A 19,417-nucleotide genomic window follows, 5' to 3' on the forward strand; every position below is an offset into this window, starting at 1 on the left:
CTGATTTGATATAATAATACAATGAAAGGATGTGTACGCATGAAAATCAATCGGGACGAAATCAAGAAGATTGCTTTATTATCACGCTTAGATATTAGTGAAGAGAATATGGGCTCTGTAGAAAAAGCCTTAAATGACGTTTTATCATATGTAACAGAATTAGAAGAATTGGACCTTGATGGGGTACAACCTATGGCTCACGCAGTGCCGTTACAAAATGTATTCCGCGAAGATGAAGTTAAACCATCACTCGACCATGACTTAGCATTACAAAATGCACCAGAAGAAGAAAATGGTTACTTCAAAGTACCGCGAGTTATACAGGAATAGGAGGAAGCACTGTGACAATTCATGAATTACATCAAAAATTAACAGCTAAGGAATTATCTGCTGTAGAATTAACCAAAGCTGTTATTGCTCATAAAGAAAAAACTGAGCCAACCGTACATGCGTACTTATCAGACTCTCATGGAGCTGCTTTGGCAGTAGCGACTAAAGTAGATGAAAAAATTGCAGCTGGTGAAACAATTTCACCATTGGCAGGTATTCCAGGCGCCATTAAAGATAATATTTGTATTAAAGATCAAAAGGCTACATGTGCTTCTAAAATGTTAGAAAACTTTGTGCCCCCTTATAATGCTACAGTTATTGAAAAGTTAGCCAGCCAAGATTATGTAAGTCTTGGTAAAGTTAATATGGATGAATTTGCTATGGGTGGGTCTACAGAAAACTCAGCGTTAGCTAAAACAACGAATCCATGGAATGCAGAATATGTACCAGGTGGTTCTTCCGGTGGTAGTGCAGCTGCTGTATCCGCTGGTAGTGCTATTTGGGCGTTAGGGTCTGATACGGGTGGTTCGATTCGTCAGCCAGGGGCGTATTGTGGCGTAGTAGGTTTAAAACCAACCTATGGCAATGTATCTCGTTATGGTTTGATTGCCTTTGCATCTTCCTTAGATCAGATTGGCCCTGTCACACGCGATGTAACTGATGCAGCCATTGTATTGAATGCGATTACTGGTCATGACCATCGTGATTCTACGTCCATTCCAGGGGACCGTCCTGATTACACAAAAGCCTTAGTAAGCGATGTAAAAGGCTTGAAAATAGGTATGCCAAAAGAATATTTTGGCGATGGTATTAATAGTGAAGTCCGCGAAGCGATTGAAAAAGCCGCAAAGACTTATGAAGATTTAGGCGCTAAAATTGTAGAAGTTAGCTTGCCTACGTCTAAATATGCCTTGTCCGCATATTATATTATTGCCTTAGCAGAAGCTAGTTCTAACTTAGCCCGTTATGATGGGGTAAGCTATGGCTTACGTGTACCAGCTGATAATTTAGTTGAAATGTCGACTAAGACGCGTACGGAAGGTTTTGGACCTGAAGTACAACGCCGTATTTTACTTGGTACCTATGTATTGAGTTCTGGTTACTATGATGCTTATTATTTGAAAGCGTTGAAAGCACGTCGTTTGATTAAAAATGAATTTGATGCGGCTTTTGAAAATGTAGATGTATTATTAACGCCAACAGCACCAAATACAGCGTTTAAATTTGGTGAAAAAATTAATGATCCATTATCTATGTATATGGAAGATATTTGTACCACCCCAGTTAACTTGGCTGGTATTCCTGGTATTTCAATCCCTGCTGGTTTTGCAAGCAATGGTATGCCGATTGGCATGCAATTATTGGCGCCTGCTATGGGTGAAGAGGTGTTACTACGCACTGCTTATACCTTTGAGCAAGCTCGTCCTGAATGTAATAAAGTAGCATCCATTGGGGAGGTAACACTATGAAATATGAAACAGTCGTAGGACTGGAAGTACATACGGAATTAAAAACAAAGTCTAAAATTTTCTGCGGTTGTACCACTGAATTTGGTGGAGACCAAAATACCCATGTGTGCCCTGTTTGTTTAGGACTTCCAGGGGTATTGCCAGTACTTAATAAAAAGGTCGTAGACTATGCGATTCGTGTAGGCTTAGCTTTAAATTGTGAAATTTTACAATTTAATAAATTTGACCGCAAAAACTATTATTATCCAGATTTGCCTAAAAACTGGCAAACCTCGCAATATGACTTACCAATTTGTCTCAATGGTCATTTAGATATTGAAGTGAATGGTGAAACTCGTCGTATTCGCATTACTCGTATTCACATGGAAGAAGATGCTGGTAAATTAGTTCATAGCGGCAATACCATTAGCACGTCTGACTCTTCTAATGTAGACTATAACCGTACGGGTGTGCCACTTCTAGAAATCGTATCTGAACCAGATCTTCGTTCTGGTGAAGAGGCTAGAGCTTATGTGGAAAAACTTCGCTCCATCATTAAATACTTAGACGTATCTGATGTGCGTATGGAAGAAGGTAGTTTGCGTTGCGATGCTAATATTTCAGTTCGTTTAATGGGCGAAGAAAAATTAGGCACAAAAACAGAAATTAAAAATATGAACTCCTTAACTGCTTTGCAAAAAGGGATTGAATATGAAGCCGTTCGTCAGGCTGAAACATTAGAAGATGGTGGCGAAATTGTACAAGAAACACGCACTTGGGATGATGGTAAAGGTATGACTTTATCTATGCGTAAAAAAGAAGCAGAAAATGATTACCGTTACTTCCCAGAGCCAGATTTGGTACCAATCGTAATCAGCGATGAACAAATTGAAGAAGCTCGTCAATCTTTACCAGAATTGCCAGATGCTAAGATTGCTCGTTTCAAAGCAGAATATGGCTTATCTGAAGAAGATAGCAATATTTTGACTACTATGCGTGAAACTGCTGATTATTTAGATGCAGCGGTAAAAGCAGGGGCGGATGCTAAAACAGCGGCTAACTGGATGCTTGGTGATTTATCTAAAATGGTCAATGAAGCGGGCATTACCTTCGCTGAAGCTAAAGTAAAACCAGAACAATTAGCAGCTATGATTGCTTTAATTGAAAAAGGTACTATTTCTGGTAAAATTGCTAAGAAAGTTATCGTTTCTATGTGGGAAACGGGTAAGGATCCTCAGAAAATCGTAGAAGAAGAGGGCCTTGTTCAGATTACTGATACAGGCGCTATTGAAGAAATCGTAAAACAAGTTATTGCGGATAATCCAAAATCAGTTGAAGATTTCCAAAGCGGTAAAGGTAAAGCGATTGGTTTCTTAGTGGGCCAAGTTATGAAACTTAGCAAGGGCCGTGCTAACCCTGGTGTAGTTAATGAATTATTACAGAAACATTTGAAAGCATAAATAATTACTGATATATTTAGCTGTATCAGTAAAAATCTGCTCGTCTTATAGTAAGGACACAGGAGATTGCCTATGGAAAATAAACAATCTTATGAAACAAAAAACACGAATGTCTTATCTGATGAAGAACGTCGTGCTTTCGATGGTATGACCATTGATGAAGAAGGCCGTGAACAATCAGAAGAAGATATTCGTCGTGCTAAGCAAAAGGAAACTAAAGAGGCCTATGCCTATGGATCGAATGAAGGGCCTTATGGCACCCATGAAGGCTTTCCTAAGATGAAGGTATATACATTTAGTTCTTTAGGTTGGAAGGGAAAGCTTGTGTTGGCTACCTTGGCGGCCGTTGCTTTAGGTGTGTTGTTCTTTTTTGGTAGTTTATTTTTGATTGGGTTTAGTGTAGTCGCAATTGGTGTTGCTTTATTGGCGCTTTTGCGAAAACTGTTTTAGGAGATAAACGCTCAGTATGAAAAGCGTTGGCTCGCCGTGTAAACACGGATGCCAACTTATTTTCATACTGAGCGTTTTTTGAAACAATTTTCTGATGAAGTGCCAATAAGGCAGACACAATTGCTAAGAGTCTGTAGTGCCGGTGTCAGCTTATTTTCATACCGAGCGTTTTTTGAAATGATTTTGTGATGAAGTGCCAATAAGGCAGACACAATTGCTATGAGACTGTAGTGCGGATGTCAACTTATTTTTATATCGAGAGTTTTTTGATTGGTTAACAGCTTGCGTTTCCTCAATATTTTCGCTATTGTATATGTATATAAAGTATTAGAAAAGCAATTCAAAAGTAATTTAAATGTAATTCAACAGTAGCTTACGAACTAAGCTAATCGCAGGCTACGTAAATCAATAGTGGATAGATGAGGAAAACTATGGAGCAAATAAAGAAGCCTATTGTGGCGTTAATGTATGATTTTGACAAAACACTTTGTACTAAAGATATGCAAGAATATGGTTTTATTCCTGAGCTTGGAATGACGCCTGCCGAATTTTGGCAAGAAGCTAATGGTTTAACTGATAGTGAAGGGATGGACGGTATTTTAGCATACATGTTCATGATGGTTAAAATGAGTCAACGACATGAAGTACGTATTACCCGAGAAACACTTAATAGTCTTGGTAAAGGCATTGAGTTTTTCCCTGGTATAGCTACTTGGTTTGACCGCATTAATGCTTATGGTGCTTCACAGGGGGTAGAAGTAGAACATTATATCGTATCATCAGGGGTAAAAGAAATTATTGATGGCACTAGTGTTGCTAAGTATTTTAAGAAAATTTATGCCTGTGAATTTAAATATGATTATAATGAACTCATTGAATGGCCTAAGGTAGCTGTTAATTATACAGCTAAAACTCAGTTTTTATTCCGCATCAATAAGGGTGTGTTAGATATTACCACGCATAGTGATAGAGAATTAAATCAATATACGCCTGAAGCTAAGCGACGGGTACCTTTTAGTAATATGATATATATTGGTGACGGGTTAACTGACGTGCCGTGTATGAAACTGGTTAAAGTGAATGGCGGGCAGTCTATTGCGGTATATAATCGTGATAATGAATCTGGTTTAGCATCGGCCACTAAGTTGATAAAGGATAATCGAGTGAATTTTATTACTCCTGCTGATTATGAAGAAAATAGCCGTTTAGAAAGCATTGTTAAAACTATTATTAATAAGGTAAAAGCAGTAGAAGAGTTGCAGTGTATGTAAATTATAGCTAGTTATACACGTGTTTTACTTATAATTGTGTAGGTTTATAGGATAGAACTTACATAACAATTAAAGAATAATAAAAATCCCCTAATAAAGCTGTAAAAAGCTAGTATTAGGGGATTTATTATAGTTCATTTTCTAATAGTTCATTCTTTAAGGTATAATACAAATCTGTATAATATGGTTTCATCTGTGCCTCTAATAAATCACCACCATAGGCACGACGACTGACTACAACAATAGGGGGACTTTGGATGCGTTTAGCTACCGCCATACCGCTAAATAAGTTCCACCAACGCTCGAGGTCATTAATAAACTCTTGAGTTGTTTTAAAATAATGGTGGATTGATTGTGGTATAGTTAGTAGTTCTTCTAAATAATCTTCTTTATAGGCCAAGAGGAAATCTTCTGGGCTTAATCGATTCCATGGTTCAATCATGGCACGAAATAGACGGTCATGATATTCATATTGTAAAGGATCCCCTTGTCCTTTTGTAATATCTTGATTTTCAGAGAGTTCAGCACTAGGAATTATATCAATCGTACCTTGGGGGATGACCTCTCGCTTGTAGATTTCTTTATTTAAATATTGAGCTAATCCGTATACCTGGTATTTCCATAAGTCCCCAGTAGCGGCTAGGAAACCAGCTAAATCACCATACAGGGTTGCATACCCAATCGTAAATTCAGTTTTATTGCCATTACAAGTAAAGGCTCCACCAATAGCAGCTGCTATACCAGCTAAAATACGACTAGAGCGATCGCGAGCTTGGATATTTTCTTTAACAAATGAGCTGATAGTCAGTGTTTCTGTTTCACCAGAAGGCCGACTAAAGGTCAATTCACTTAATTGGTTAGTTGTTAAATGGAGACTATCTTCTACAGGACACACGGCATAGTGGCAACCTAAATTGTGTGCTAGTTGAGCCGCTAAATCTTTTGTAGCACTAGAATTGAAGCGCGACGGCATATTTACTAAATATATTTGACTTGGATCTAGTATAGTAGCAAATAGGGCCGCATTAAGAGCTGAATCGATGCCCCCAGAAGCACCAATCACTATTTTTTTTATACCTGTTTGACTTAAAAAGCTACGAATTCCATATTGTAAGGTTCTAAAAATTTGTTCAATTTCATTAGGCGGCTCTATATTAAGAGTCTCTTTTTTTATGGCCTTACCTTCTAATAAATTGACAGGCTCAAAGTGGCGACCATCTAACTGTTCCAACAAAACGGGATATACCGTTGCTTCGTAGGCAGGTAACTGAACACTAATAGTTCCTGTTGCTGTATACACGGTAGATTGGCCATCAAAGGTGCAGAGAGATTTGCCATTATTTTGTAAACCTACTGAATTTATGTAAAAAATAGGGCCGTCTAATTCATTAGCACGTTCTTGAAATAAGCGATGGCGGCGTTCATTTTTACCAAGGGTAAAAGGGGATGCTGAAATATTGATATAAGCATCAATAGCAGTATTACTGTTTTTTCCTTTTTCATAAAGGGCTGCCGTAGGGGAGAATATGTAATTTTCATCCCAACTATCTTCACATAGTAAAGGTGCTACTGTAAATGGTTGCCCTTTAAAAGAAAACGGTAATAGGCCCACAAATTCTTCAATTGGACGCTGTAATTCATAGGCTACTGTTGTAAGATTTGTAAAATATCGAGCTTCATTAAAAAAGCGATAGTTTGGGTCTAATGTTTTTATTACAAAGGGATAGGGGGATTCTTGAGGTGCAATTTTTTTCCCATTTTGAGCGGCGAAGATAGCATTATACTTGCGAATGCGACCATCGGCGTTGCGTTTAGTTGCATCTATACCAACATTACCAAAGATAAGAGCTATATTCTGCGTAGCGGCTATAATATCTTCGCCCATTTTTACACATTCATTTACAAAAGATGGTTGATCCCAAGCATCGCCAACTAAATAGCCACTAATGGCTAGTTCAGGTAAAATAAGTAAATCTAAGCGTAGTGCTTTAGCGTAGGCTATGGCTTGGAGAATGGTTTCTTTATTTTTACGGGGGTTGCCAGAGACAACTTCAATTTGTCCTATTCCAACTCGAATCATAGAGATCTCCTTATATAGTTTTAGTAGTTCCATAAAAATAGTTTTATTCCTTATTTTTACGTTTAAAACGCGGTATATCAGTAATTAAAAAGGTTGCTAATAGAGCTAGCCAGCATATTGGATTAAGGGTTAGCCAAGCGGTTTGCAAATCATAGATATCTGCTAATTTACCAATTAAAGGCGTTACAATGCCGCCTAAGGTGATACCAAGACCTAGCGTAATTCCCGAGGCAAAACCGATATTTTTGGCTAAATATTGTTGGCCTAGAATAACGATAGGGCTATATTGTGAGAAGACACCCAAACTTAGAGGTAATAGAAGTAACATAGATAGCCAATATTCATTACTGAGGGTAAAAGCTAACATGATTGGTACAAGTAGTATGTAACAATAACGAATGACTTTAACAAAACCGATGCGATCGGCTAAGGTGCCGCCAATAAGGGTAACTATAACACCGCAGATAAAAAAGGCTGATAAGGCAAAGTTGCCTGACGCTGTATTTTGTCCTAATTGGGTGATCCAATAAATAGGAATAAAAGTATTTAACACAGAAAATATAATGGAGCGAGCGGCAATAACAATAAATAGTATATTGAAACTATGCCAATCGTTTTGGGCAACTACAGTTTGGGTTTGTTTGGCTTGTTGTTGGCGAGCCGCTACTAATTTATAAGGTTTGGCTAATAAATAAAAGGTAACTAAAAGGGCCCCCATGATCGAAAAGAGAATCAAGCTTTGTGGGCCCCAGATATAAGCAGTACTCGCTAAAATAGGACCAACTGCAAAGCCCGCTTGGCCACCTACAGAGAAATAGCCCATAATCTTTCCTTTCTTTTGTCCTGAAAGGGCATTTACCCATCGAGCAGCTTCTGGATGGAAGAGGGCTGAGCCAAAACCGGCAATTAGGGAGCATAAGATAATGCTTTCATAGGAGCTGACAAAACCAATGGCTGATATGCTAAGGCAACAGATCATAATACCTATAGGTACGCTGGGCCAGAATGTTCGTTTGTCTGCTAAATAGCCAAAAAACGGCTGAGCTATAGTAGCTAGGGCTGTGTTGAAAAAGATAATGATAGCGACTTCTTCATAGGTTAAGCCATAATTGGTAATAAATAAAGGTAGGAGCGCTGGTAGCGAACCTTGGGCTGTATCATTGACCATGTGGCACACGGCCGGTAGATATTCACGGCCTTTTTGGAATATATTTGGTTCTATTGGTTCTGGGGTAAGACTGGCTTCGTTTAGCATAGGTACCTCACTGGATAATTATAGTATGTAAAATAAATGTATTTTTATATTCTTTATGTTCCCATATTGCTTGTGCTGTCAATACGCAACATTTACTTTGATACATTAGTTAAGATTTAGCACTCAATTTTGTTTAATCTAGTAAAAAAATTGTTTAATTTGTCAACTGTATTTTTATTGTAACACTAATAGCTTTATTTACCTACATTAATTATCGTTAATTTGACCTAGTAGAAGAGAGTTTATATAATAAAAGGAGATATACGCTAATAGACCGTTTATTTTCGATTAAAAAAGGAAAAAGTTTATATATTTGATATATTTTAAGAGAAAATATTGATATATGGAAAGGATTTATATGGCAACTCTTTAGTGGTACTGATACGGTAGTTGCTCTTTTTACCCATGCTTTGTTTATGAAGGCTTTTTTCAGGTATTAGAACAGCCTACAGCGCCGACTAGTAAGCTGATGGCAGAATTTTTTGATTGTCCAGTCATTCGTAACTGTGAAATTTTAACCTACAAATTAGGGTAACAAATTCATTTTCCGTAAAGCTTATGTAAAACCTTGGGCAAAACAGTATTGTCTTTCCTCTATAACTATCATAGTTGCCTTAGTTTGTGGTATAATAAAGCGAAATAACTATGTTAGTGGCAGTGTAGTTTACTGCGATCATATGATGAGGATATCGATGAAAGTTGTATTAAGTACTTTAAATTCAAAATTTATACATTCGTCCTTGGCATTGCGTTATTTGCGCGCTTATGGGCGTACCCGTGGACAGGCATATGATATAGTGGAATACACTATTAATATGCCTGTTTTGGATATTATTAGTGATTTGACAGAGCATGAAGCGGATGTAGTTGGCTTTGCTTGTTATATTTGGAATATTGACATGACGCTTCATGTGGCAAACTTATTAAAAGCCGTCAAACCAGAGGTAAAGATCGTATTAGGTGGTCCAGAAGTTTCCTATACGGCTCGACGCATATTAGAGGCGCACTCGTATATTGATTATATTGTACAAGGTGAAGGGGAGGAAGTATTCGCTGAATTAGTAGCACGACTTGAAGCCAATCAATCTCCGTTTGAACCTGAAATTACGGGTCTACTAGGCCGTGAGACTAGTGACAACCTTCATATCTTAGCTTCTAATAATGCAGCAGTGACTATGGCTGCTGATAGGGGCATAACAAAAATTAAGGGATCTGAAACGATAGCTGAAGTAGCTGATTTAGGGAGTATTCCTTTTCCTTATGATGAATCTGATATGGTGGATTTGGAGCATAAGATAATTTATTATGAATCGTCACGAGGCTGTCCATTTTCTTGTCAATATTGTTTATCTGGTAATGCTAATACGGTACGGTTTTTCCCTAAAGAACGAACCTTTCAAGAATTACAGTGGTTTGTAGACCATAAGGTAAAACAAGTTAAATTTGTAGACCGTACCTTTAACTGTGCGAAACATCATCATTTACCACTGATGCAGTGGATGCATGATGTTGATACGAATACAAATTTCCATTTGGAAATGGAACCTGTTCTTATGGGAACCGAAGAAGTGGCCCTGTTAAGTACGGCCCCTAAAGGACGCATGCAGATAGAAGTGGGCGTACAAAGTACAAATGCTGATACATTAAAAGCGATTCGTCGGTATAATAATTGGGCGCATATTTGTGAAGTCATTGCACCAGTTATAAAAGCGGGACGCACTCACGTACATATGGATTTGATTGTAGGATTACCTCATGAGCCATATGAACGCTTTGCGCAGTCCTTTAATGATGTGTTTAGTTTAACGCCTCATGCTCTGCAAATTGGCTTTTTAAAGTTATTGCAAGGTTCTGGTTTAGAACGTAGTGATGATTTTGAGTATGTGTATGATCCGAAAGCACCGTACGAAGTATTGGCGAGTCATGTAATGCCTTATGAGGACATACGCTTTTTAAAACATTTTGAAGATGTATTTGAACGTTTTTATAATAGTGAGCGTTTGCGTACTGTATTTGGATATTTAGGCCAGCGCCTTATTAAGGAAAAAGCAAGCGCTTTTCATTATTTTGAAGAATTGACTAAGGCCTGGTTACAACAGGGCTTGCATCAGCGTAAATTGAATGATCGCGACCAAATGGCATTTTTGCATGCCTATTTTGAATCTCAAGATGATGTGATTAGTCAAGAATTATTAGAATATGATTGTTTGGTTAGCTTTGGTGGTAAGGTACGTGGTGATGAGTTAGGTTTACCTAAGCAGACGAAAGAATTATTGCAAGCTGGCGAGGCTTTTTGGCGAGACGAAGAATTGGTACAGCAATTTATTCCTACATATCGTTTTGTAGAATGGCGCCGAATTCGCCAAGATTATTGTGAACATACAGTAACCTTAGGAACAGCTCACATTTTAGGAGCTATTACAGAGGAGTCAATGTGTGCTTATGAAAAAGCGGGGCTCTCCAAAGTGACCTTAATTATAGATGTAAAACAACGGCAAACGCCGTTTGTAAGACCGGAGGTAGTAGCTAGTTAATGAGTGATACAACGAAACCAAAACGGTATCGACCAATATCTACATTTTTAAAAGAAAAATATGGTGAAAAAGTATATAAATTACCAGTAGCTTTGCCTTTAACTTGTCCGAATCGTGATGGTTCAGCGGGCGTGGGTGGTTGTGTATTCTGTGGTGAAATTGGAGCTGGTTATGAGAATTTGCCAGCTTCTATGACAGTTCAGGAGCAACTCGTTAAAAATATTGCCCACATTGCGCCCAAATATAAGGCGTATAAATATATTCCCTATTATCAAAACTTTAGCAATACCTATCTAGATCCAGAGCGTTTCAGGGCTTATATGGAAGCAGGTTGTATTGATAGCACCGTTGGCTTGGCTATAGCTACACGACCAGATTGTATTAATGATACCTATTTAGAGATTCTACAAGATATTAAAGAAACCTATGGTGTCGATATATATTTAGAATACGGTTTACAATCGGTCAATTATCATACTTTAGAAAAAATAAATCGTGGTCATGGCATGGCTGAATTTATTGATGCGGTGTTGCGCACTAAACGATATGGTTTTAGCGTGTGCGTCCATATGATTGTTAATTTGCCGTGGGATACGATGACTGATACGGTAGAAGGAGCCCGTATGTTGACTGCTTTAGGCGTTGATCAGGTGAAACTTCATGCACTGTATATTGTTAAAAACACACTTATGGCGAAGTGGTATGAAGAAGGGCAGTTTACTTTGATTAGTGCTGATGAATATATTGAGCGGGTAATTGCCTTTTTGCGCAATCTAGATGAACAGATTGTATTGCAGCGCTTAGTTGGCCGAGCTCCAGAAGAAAATACCTTGTTTACTAATTGGTCCATGGGCTGGTGGCGTATTCAAGAAGAAATAGAACGGCGCATGGAAGAACGAGATGTGCGTCAAGGTGATTTATGTAATTACTTAAATGGCTCAGCTGTACGTAAATTTTTATAGCAAAGGAGAAGTGTATGACGGAACGAACATTTACGTTTCCTCGATATGAAATGGCAGGCCCTATTTTAGGTTTGCAAGAGCGTCATTTAAAAATTATGGTAGAAGAGTTACCTTGCCAAGTAGTGAGTCGTGGCGATACGTTACAACTGAAAGGTGAGGACGAGATTGTCAATCAATTTTGGCGAGTATTAGAGGAATTAGTATTCCTTTATAATGAAAGTAGTGCCATCACGGAGCAGCAAATTCGTATGGCTGTAAAAATGGTAAAAAGTGGTAAAGCTGATTTATTGCATACCATGTTTGAAGATACAATTAATGTGACTATTAAAGGGCGCATGATTACTCCTAAAACTGAAGGGCAAAAGGTATATGTCGATAGTATTCGTCGCAATACGATTACTTTTGGCATAGGGCCAGCTGGTACGGGCAAAACCTTTTTAGCCGTGGCATTAGCTGCTTTTTACTTGAAGAATCGTGATGTAGAGCGCATTATTTTAACACGGCCTGCGGTAGAAGCGGGTGAAAAACTTGGCTATTTACCAGGGGATTTGAAAGAGAAAGTAGATCCTTATTTACGTCCTTTATATGATGCGCTTAATGATATGTTTGGTTTAGAGCAAGTGGATCGTTTCATGATGAAAGGTATCATTGAAGTAGCTCCTCTTGCGTATATGCGTGGGCGTACCTTAGAAAATGCTTTTATTATCCTTGATGAGGCCCAGAATACAACACCGGAACAGATGAAAATGTTTTTAACTCGTTTAGGGAATAATTCTAAAATGGTTATTAATGGTGACCGTACTCAAATTGACTTACCAGGTCGGATGATTTCTGGTTTAGTAGAAGCTGAAAAGGTATTAAAAGGTTTGGCTGGTATTTCTATGGTACATTTCACCGATGAAGATGTAGTGCGTCATGATTTGGTAAGTAAAATTATTCGTGCCTACGAGCGCTATGAAGGCATAAAAACAAGTCGTGAGATTGCTAAAGAGGCAGCTAAAGCAATGAATAAAGAGACAAACGAGTAATGATTGTGAATATGGGGACCTTGATGATTTAATTACTCAATATAGTGAGGCAAGACAGTATAAAGGAGTATGTATTGTGGACGTAACAATCAGTTATGCAGAAGGCATACAGATGGAAACAGCATATGAAGATATTATTTATAAAGTATGTGCTGAAGTGAGCAAAGTATATGGACTCAGTGATGAAGAAGAATTAAGTGTTTTATTATGTGATAATGAATATATTCATGGCTTGAATAAAACTTATCGAGGGATTGATAGACCTACTGATGTGCTTTCCTTTGCCCTTAATGAAGGGGAAGAAGAGGATGGCGAAGAAGAATCCCATTTGCTAGGGGATTTAATTATTTCCTTAGAGCGAACAGCTGAACAGGCAAAGGAATATGGACATCCATTTGAACGGGAATTAGCTTATTTAACGGTCCATGGTTGTTTACATATTTTAGGTTATGATCACATGACTGACGAGGATAAAAAAGAAATGCGTCAGGAAGAAGAGTTTGTATTAGGTAATTTAGGTTATGTGCGGGAGGATGCACCATATAATGAATAAAGATAAACATTTTAAATCGGGTTTTGTGGCCGTAGTGGGACGTCCTAATGTGGGAAAGTCAACTTTAATTAATGCATTAATTGGCGATAAGATTGTCATTGTTTCTGATAAAGCACAAACCACGCGCAATCGAATTGTTTGCGTATATATGGATGAGAAAAAACAAATTGTGTTTATGGATACGCCAGGTATTCACAAGCCAAAGCATAAATTAGGGGAATTTATGGTAAAAGCGGCTGTTGATTCTTTAAAAGAAGTGGAAGCCGTGTTATTCCTAGTAGCGGGTAATGAAAAGCGTGGCCCAGGGGATAACTTTATTATTGAACAACTTAAAAATGTAAATGTACCTGTATTTTTAGTCATTAATAAGATTGATACCCTATCTAAAGAACAAATTTTAGAAGTCATTGTGGAATATCAAAATTTATATCCTTTTGAAGGTATTATTCCTATTTCAGCCTTAGAAAAAGATAATATTCAAGAGGTACTACAAGTATTAGAGACTGTATTACCCGAAGGTCCACAGTACTTTCCAGAAGATATGATTACGGATCAGCCAGAGCGTTTGATTATTGCGGATATTGTCCGTGAAAAGATTCTTCTTAAAACAAGAGAGGAAATTCCTCATGCCATTGCTGTAGATGTCGATGAAATGAAGCAACGTCCTGATGGAACGACGTATATTCGTGCAACTATCTATTGCGAACGAGACTCTCAAAAGGGTATAATAATCGGTAAAAAAGGAAGTATGCTCCGCGAATTAGGGGCTGAAGCTCGTACTGATGTGGAACGCTTATTAGCGACAAAAGTATATCTTGATTTATGGGTTAAAGTGAAAAAAGATTGGCGTAATAAATCGGGAATGCTCTCCGAATTTGGTTATGAATAATAGAAAGGACTGATTTGTATCGATACCCCCCTTGAGGCTAGCTTGTTAATAGTTGGGCTAGCCGTAATCTGCCTGTTAATGATTAATATTTTAGTATTAGCTAAATTCTCATTTGCTCGTCTTAGTGAAGAGCATTTAGATGATATGGAAGATTTAAGTGAAGAAGCTAAAACTTTTTTGCGCAAATTATATCAACGACCAGAGCGCTTTATTAATACGACGCAATTTTTAATTTTATTTTTTATTGTTTTATTAGCCAGTGTAGGTAGTTCCTTAATTGCGCCTTACATTGATTTGTGGGAACAGCAATTAGGCTTAGATAATGAATGGCTTACGAGCCTCTTTGATATTATTATATTGGCTCTTTTTGCTTTAATTATTTTAACTTTTGGCGAGATTATTCCTAAAGCCTTAGGTTTATCGTTTCCCATCCGCTATGTGCGTTGGACCTCAAAATTTGTAGTGGCACTTGGTGCGATTACTACGCCTTTTGTTTTAGTGGCTCAATATGTAAGTGCTATTTTATTAAAAAGTTTTGGTACTTTATATAAGAATGAGTTGGACTTAGTTCATACAGAAGAAGAAATACGTATGATGGTTAACCGCAGTCACTTGGAAGGGCAGTTAGACCAAGTGGAAGGGGAACTCATTGGCAATGTATTTGATTTTGTAGAGCGTATGGCGCGTGAAGTTATGATTCCACGTCAAGATGTGGATTGCATTTTTGTGGAAGATGATTTTGAAGAAACATTAAAGATTATTTCTGCCACAAGTCATACTCGGTACCCTCTGTGCATGGAAGATAAAGACCATGTAATTGGGTTGGTACATATCAAAGATTTAATGGAACAAAAGGAGAAGGCTCGTAAGGATTTACGTTTGGTGCGTCGGGATATTTTGACAATTCCAGAAGTTATGAAGCTCTCTGTTTTATTGCAGTATATGCGTACACGACGTATTTATCAGGCCGTTGTAGTTGATGAGTATGGTGGCATGGTAGGCCTTGTTTGTTTGGAAGATATTATCGAAGAATTAGTCGGTGACATTAAAGACGAACATGAAAATGATTTACCAGCAGTTATGATTAATGACGATGGTACATTTGATTTTGATGGTAAAGTATTAGTGGATGAAGTTGAATATGCAATGCATGTTGACTTTAATGATCCAGAAGAAGATACTATTGGTGGCTATATTTTCGGGATTTTAGAGCGTACGCCTGTAGTAGGTGATACCGTAGAAGTGGAAGGCTATATTTTTAAAGTTACTGAAATGCAAGGGTATCGTATTGCCCGTTTAAAAGCCACACCAGCGCCACCAAAGGATGATGCGGTGCTATCTGAGGAAGAATCTTCATGAGTACGGCTAAGCTGACGCTTAATTGTGATGCTATTGTATTGTATCGGCGTAAGCGTAAAACGTATTCCATAGTGACGTTCTTGACAAAACAACGAGGTATTGTTAGTTGTTCCATACCTCAGCGACGGTGGCAAACCTTAAAAAATGTTGGGTACTTACAGCCTTTTAGTAAGGTATATATAACCTTGAGTCCTAACGGTGAATACTATGAGTTGCAGCAAATAGATGGCATCTATTTAATTCGCTCGATTGAAAGTGATTTAGATAGTATTTGTTATGCTGCTTTTGGTGGTGAATTAATTAGTTCTGCCTTTGCACAAGGCGAAGTCGATTTAGCCTTATATGATTTGGTGGTTCGTTTTTCAAAATTAATTCAATCGAAGCCTGTGCCTTTAGCGGTCATTTTATTAGGTTGGCAGTTATTGAGTATAGCTGGCTTTATTCCATCGGCTAAGGCTTATGCGCAAACGGATGGAGTGACACGCTTTATGGCTGAGTTTAAAGGTAGTACAGGGTTTAATTTATCTACAAAAGCTCAAGCAGCATTAGGTGAGATTTTGAATTATAATTGGCAACCCGATTTAGTGGTACAGTTACCACGTTCCTTGTGGCAAGAATTAGAGCGAGGTTTGTTTGCCTATGCTACGATGCAATTAGGTGAGGAGTTAAGTTCGTTACGATTTTTATATGACATGAAGGCAAAAGCATTTTAAAATATTAGAATACGTTACTTCTCAATACACAACGTTTTTTAGTTGACAATATAAACGGGACTTGGTATTGTAACAGAAGTTATAGTCCGCAACGGATAATAGTTTAGGAGGAATGGACATGACATTTCAAGAGATAATTTGGAATCTCCAAAAATTTTGGGCAGAGCAAGGCTGTATTTCACAGCAACCATATGATATTGAAAAAGGGGCTGGTACGATGAACCCAGCGACCTTTTTACATGCAATTGGGCCAGAACCTTGGGCCGTTTGTTATGTAGAACCGTCCCGTCGTCCTGCTGATGGCCGTTATGGGGATAACCCAAACCGTTTATTTCAACATCATCAATTTCAGGTGATTATTAAACCATCGCCTGATAATATTCAGGAATTATATTTAAAAAGCCTAGAGACTTTGGGTATTCATCCAGAAGATCATGACATTCGTTTTGTAGAAGATAACTGGGAATCGCCAACGTTAGGCGCTTGGGGCCTTGGCTGGGAAGTATGGCTCGATGGTATGGAAGTTACTCAGTTTACCTACTTCCAACAAGTAGGGAGTATTGATGTAAAACCTGTATCGGTTGAAATTACGTATGGTTTAGAACGCTTAGCTATGTATATTCAAGGCGTAGAAAATGTATACGATTTAAGATGGAATGATACCATTACTTATGGTGACATTTGGCATTTGAATGAAGTTGAGCAATCTGCATATAACTTTGAGTTAGCGGATACAGAGATGTTATTTACTTTATTTGAAATGTATGAAAAAGAAGCAAAGCGCATTTGTGGTGAAGGATACATTTTGCCAGCCTATGACTATGTATTAAAATGCTCACATACCTTTAATTTATTAGACTCTCGTGGCGCTATTAGTATTAGTGAACGTACTGCTTTTATTGGCCGTGTACGTAATTTAGCTCGTATTTGTGCACAAGCTTATTTAGCTAAACGCGAAGAATTAGGATTCCCTCTGTTGAAAGGAGATAAGTAATATGGCAAAAGATGTATTATTTGAAATTGGCGCTGAAGAAATTCCTGCCGGCGCTATGCCAGGCATTTTAGCCCAGCTTAAAACTTTAGCAGAGAATAAATTAGCTGAACATCATTTAAACTATGGTAGCATTCGTACTATGGGAACACCACGTCGCATTACATTGTTAGTAGATGGTGTGGCTGATATGTCCGAAGAATTGAGTGAACGTCATAAGGGGCCTTCTGCTAGTATCGCCTTTGATGGTGATGGCAATCCGACTAAAGCCGCTATTGGCTTTGCTCGTGGTAAAGGCCTTGATGTAGCTGATTTAGTAGTAGAAGATGGCTATATTTATGCGGAAACTAAAACTGCTGGCGTAGCAGCGATGGATATTTTTACAGAAGTATTGCCTCAACTAATTCATGACTTGAGTTTTCCTAAATCCATGCACTGGGGCAATTTAGATGATAAATTTATTCGTCCTGTACGTTGGATTTTAGCCTTATTAGATACGGAAGTAATTCCAGTGGAATTTGCTGGTGTTCGTTCTTCTAATTTTAGCCGTGGTCATCGTTTCTTAGGGGAACGTGGTGTTTTAGTGCAACATCCTGCGGACTACATTCAAAACTTGGAGGCTAATTTTGTCATTGTCGACCAAGAATTACGTCGTGATATGATTACTAAACAGCTAAAAGAGTTAGCGGCTAGCAAAGAAGCTGCTATTGTGTGGGATGAAGATTTGCTAGAAGAAGTACTATATTTAGTAGAATATCCAACAGCTCTTTGTGGCACTTTTGATGAAAGTTATTTGAATTTACCTGATGCAGCAGTTATTACACCAATGAAAGATCATCAGCGATATTTCCCATTAGTATCTAAAGAGGGTAAATTATTACCTATGTTCTTGACGGTTCGTAATGGGGATAGTAAAAGTCTTGATGTAGTGGCGGCTGGTAATGAGCGGGTATTACGGGCGCGTCTTGATGATGCTAAATTCTTCTTTAATGAAGATCGTAAAAAAGCATTAGCAGATCGTTCCGAAGGCTTAACAAAGATTGTATTCCAAGAAGGTCTTGGTAATTTAGCCGATAAAACAGAACGCTTATTAGCTCTTGGCGAAGAGTTTGGTGAAGCTTGTGGTCTTGGTGAAGATGCTATGGTAGAACTCGAACGAGCTACCATTTTAGCTAAAACTGATTTAACGACTGGTATGGTAACTGAATTTACTGAGTTACAAGGGGTAATTGGTAAAGAATATGCGCTATTAGATAGGGAGTCTCCAGAAGTAGCAGAAGCTATTTTTGAACAATATTTACCTCGGTTTGCTGGCGATATATTACCGCAAACTCCAGCTGGTAAAGTATTGAGCATTATTGATAAAGTAGATAATATTGCTGCTACATTTAGCCGTGGTTTAATTCCAACGGGCTCTCAAGATCCATTTGCTCTTCGCCGCCAAACTATTGGGGTATTAAATATTCTAAGTGAAAGTGCTTTAGATGTTTCTTTAGAACCAGTATGGCGTAAAGATTTAACTTTGCTTGGCGTTGATGAAGCAAAACATGATGAAATTGTGGCTCAGTTGGCTCATTTCTTTATTCTTCGTTTGAAAAATATTTATTTAGATCGCCAAATTCCTCATGACGTGATTGAACTAGTGTTATCTAATGCGGATGTTACTGTAGCCAAGGCTGATGGGTTAGCTAAAGCCATTATGAACCATCGCATTGATGAAAATGTTGAATTAGTACAAGCCTTTACTCGTATGTATAACTTAGTTAAAGAGGTAGATTATACAGCGGTTGATGAGACTTTATTTGAAGATAAAGCTGAAAATGAGTTATTCCAAGCAGCTATTAATGCTTATGAAATGTCTCAAACTGCGTTAGAAGCTAAGGATTATGCTAAAGTGGTGTCCTTACCTGAAACTTTAGTGCCAGCTATTAATAATTTCTTTGAAGCAGTTATGGTTATGGCTGAAAATCCGGCGATTAAAGCTAATCGTTTACAATTAGTTCGTTTAGCTTACGAAGTGATGGCTGTGATTGGTAATATTAGCGCTTTAAAATAAAAGTGAAAATAAAGCTTGCTATTTTAGCATAGTATGTG

General features: G+C 37.9%; 16 protein-coding genes. 14 read left to right on the forward strand and 2 right to left on the reverse strand.

Going from position 1 to position 19,417, the window contains the following annotated elements:
- Nucleotides 1-39: 39 nt before the first annotated feature.
- The 5 genes from gatC (at nt 40) to NFR44_RS00855 (ending at nt 4,959) form a co-directional block, all read left to right on the forward strand.
- A complete protein-coding gene (gene gatC / locus NFR44_RS00835; RefSeq protein WP_251440105.1) occupies nt 40-330 on the forward strand; it encodes an Asp-tRNA(Asn)/Glu-tRNA(Gln) amidotransferase subunit GatC in 291 nt (96 codons plus the stop codon).
- A gap of 11 nt (nt 331-341) precedes the next feature.
- Nucleotides 342-1,799, forward strand: a complete 1,458-nt coding sequence (gene gatA / locus NFR44_RS00840) for an Asp-tRNA(Asn)/Glu-tRNA(Gln) amidotransferase subunit GatA (RefSeq protein WP_251440108.1) — start codon at nt 342-344, stop codon at nt 1,797-1,799.
- Nucleotides 1,796-3,238 carry an Asp-tRNA(Asn)/Glu-tRNA(Gln) amidotransferase subunit GatB gene (gene gatB / locus NFR44_RS00845; protein ID WP_251440111.1) on the forward strand — a complete coding sequence of 481 codons (1,443 nt, stop codon included), beginning with the start codon at nt 1,796-1,798 and terminating at the stop codon, nt 3,236-3,238. Before gatA ends, gatB begins: the two co-directional genes overlap by 4 nt.
- A gap of 72 nt (nt 3,239-3,310) precedes the next feature.
- Nucleotides 3,311-3,688, forward strand: coding sequence for a hypothetical protein (locus NFR44_RS00850; protein WP_251440113.1), 378 nt, complete (start codon nt 3,311-3,313; stop codon nt 3,686-3,688).
- 431 nt (nt 3,689-4,119) lie between these two features.
- On the forward strand, nt 4,120-4,959 hold the full coding sequence (locus NFR44_RS00855) for an HAD family hydrolase (RefSeq protein ID WP_251440115.1): 840 nt from the start codon (nt 4,120-4,122) through the stop codon (nt 4,957-4,959).
- 127 nt (nt 4,960-5,086) lie between these two features.
- Here the strand turns inward: NFR44_RS00855 and nadE are convergent, their stop codons facing one another.
- Both nadE and NFR44_RS00865 read right to left on the reverse strand, forming a co-directional pair.
- Nucleotides 5,087-7,039 carry an NAD(+) synthase gene (gene nadE / locus NFR44_RS00860; protein WP_251440117.1) on the reverse strand — a complete coding sequence of 651 codons (1,953 nt, stop codon included), beginning with the start codon at nt 7,037-7,039 and terminating at the stop codon, nt 5,087-5,089.
- 43 nt (nt 7,040-7,082) lie between these two features.
- Nucleotides 7,083-8,294 carry an MFS transporter gene (locus NFR44_RS00865; protein ID WP_251440119.1) on the reverse strand — a complete coding sequence of 404 codons (1,212 nt, stop codon included), beginning with the start codon at nt 8,292-8,294 and terminating at the stop codon, nt 7,083-7,085.
- A gap of 692 nt (nt 8,295-8,986) precedes the next feature.
- On the opposite strand from NFR44_RS00865, the gene NFR44_RS00870 reads away from it, so the two are divergent.
- From NFR44_RS00870 to glyS, 9 genes are all read left to right on the forward strand, one after another.
- The gene (locus NFR44_RS00870) at nt 8,987-10,828 is read left to right on the forward strand and encodes a B12-binding domain-containing radical SAM protein (protein WP_251440121.1); all 1,842 of its coding nucleotides are present in this window, start codon (nt 8,987-8,989) and stop codon (nt 10,826-10,828) included.
- Nucleotides 10,828-11,790 (forward strand): tRNA modification radical SAM protein MnmL/YtqA, encoded by a 963-nt coding sequence (gene mnmL / locus NFR44_RS00875; RefSeq protein WP_251440122.1) that lies wholly within the window; start codon nt 10,828-10,830, stop codon nt 11,788-11,790. Before NFR44_RS00870 ends, mnmL begins: the two co-directional genes overlap by 1 nt.
- A 14-nt stretch (nt 11,791-11,804) precedes the next feature.
- Nucleotides 11,805-12,818: a PhoH family protein gene (locus NFR44_RS00880; RefSeq protein ID WP_251440127.1), complete on the forward strand. Its 1,014-nt coding sequence runs from the start codon at nt 11,805-11,807 to the stop codon at nt 12,816-12,818.
- Between the two features lie 76 nt (nt 12,819-12,894).
- The gene (gene ybeY, locus NFR44_RS00885; protein ID WP_251440130.1) at nt 12,895-13,371 is read left to right on the forward strand and encodes an rRNA maturation RNase YbeY; all 477 of its coding nucleotides are present in this window, start codon (nt 12,895-12,897) and stop codon (nt 13,369-13,371) included.
- Complete coding sequence (gene era, locus NFR44_RS00890) at nt 13,364-14,260, forward strand: GTPase Era (protein WP_251440133.1); 897 nt, start codon at nt 13,364-13,366, stop codon at nt 14,258-14,260. The genes ybeY and era overlap by 8 nt, the downstream gene beginning before the upstream one ends.
- A 48-nt stretch (nt 14,261-14,308) precedes the next feature.
- Complete coding sequence (locus NFR44_RS00895) at nt 14,309-15,619, forward strand: hemolysin family protein (protein WP_277612523.1); 1,311 nt, start codon at nt 14,309-14,311, stop codon at nt 15,617-15,619.
- Nucleotides 15,616-16,332, forward strand: coding sequence for a DNA repair protein RecO (gene recO, locus NFR44_RS00900; protein WP_251440137.1), 717 nt, complete (start codon nt 15,616-15,618; stop codon nt 16,330-16,332). Before NFR44_RS00895 ends, recO begins: the two co-directional genes overlap by 4 nt.
- Before the next feature lie 118 nt (nt 16,333-16,450).
- Complete coding sequence (gene glyQ, locus NFR44_RS00905) at nt 16,451-17,326, forward strand: glycine--tRNA ligase subunit alpha (RefSeq protein ID WP_251440139.1); 876 nt, start codon at nt 16,451-16,453, stop codon at nt 17,324-17,326.
- A 1-nt stretch (nt 17,327) separates the two neighbouring features.
- Complete coding sequence (glyS, locus tag NFR44_RS00910; protein WP_251440141.1) at nt 17,328-19,379, forward strand: glycine--tRNA ligase subunit beta; 2,052 nt, start codon at nt 17,328-17,330, stop codon at nt 19,377-19,379.
- Nucleotides 19,380-19,417: the final 38 nt, after the last annotated feature.

The sequence above is a fragment of the Veillonella intestinalis genome (genome assembly GCF_943193155.1).
Classification (GTDB): domain Bacteria; phylum Bacillota; class Negativicutes; order Veillonellales; family Veillonellaceae; genus Veillonella_A; species Veillonella_A intestinalis.

Bases quoted from the DNA above. Each gene is read 5' to 3' on its own strand.
- gatC (WP_251440105.1), top strand. From the start codon at position 40: ATGAAAATCAATCGGGACGAAATCAAGAAGATTGCTTTATTATCACGC.
- gatB (WP_251440111.1), top strand. From the start codon at position 1,796: ATGAAATATGAAACAGTCGTAGGACTGGAAGTACATACGGAATTAAAA.
- NFR44_RS00850 (WP_251440113.1), top strand. From the start codon at position 3,311: ATGGAAAATAAACAATCTTATGAAACAAAAAACACGAATGTCTTATCT.
- NFR44_RS00855 (WP_251440115.1), top strand. From the start codon at position 4,120: ATGGAGCAAATAAAGAAGCCTATTGTGGCGTTAATGTATGATTTTGAC.
- nadE (WP_251440117.1), bottom strand. From the start codon at position 7,039: ATGATTCGAGTTGGAATAGGACAAATTGAAGTTGTCTCTGGCAACCCC.
- NFR44_RS00865 (WP_251440119.1), bottom strand. From the start codon at position 8,294: ATGCTAAACGAAGCCAGTCTTACCCCAGAACCAATAGAACCAAATATA.
- NFR44_RS00870 (WP_251440121.1), top strand. From the start codon at position 8,987: ATGAAAGTTGTATTAAGTACTTTAAATTCAAAATTTATACATTCGTCC.
- mnmL (WP_251440122.1), top strand. From the start codon at position 10,828: ATGAGTGATACAACGAAACCAAAACGGTATCGACCAATATCTACATTT.
- NFR44_RS00880 (WP_251440127.1), top strand. From the start codon at position 11,805: ATGACGGAACGAACATTTACGTTTCCTCGATATGAAATGGCAGGCCCT.
- era (WP_251440133.1), top strand. From the start codon at position 13,364: ATGAATAAAGATAAACATTTTAAATCGGGTTTTGTGGCCGTAGTGGGA.
- recO (WP_251440137.1), top strand. From the start codon at position 15,616: ATGAGTACGGCTAAGCTGACGCTTAATTGTGATGCTATTGTATTGTAT.
- glyQ (WP_251440139.1), top strand. From the start codon at position 16,451: ATGACATTTCAAGAGATAATTTGGAATCTCCAAAAATTTTGGGCAGAG.
- glyS (WP_251440141.1), top strand. From the start codon at position 17,328: ATGGCAAAAGATGTATTATTTGAAATTGGCGCTGAAGAAATTCCTGCC.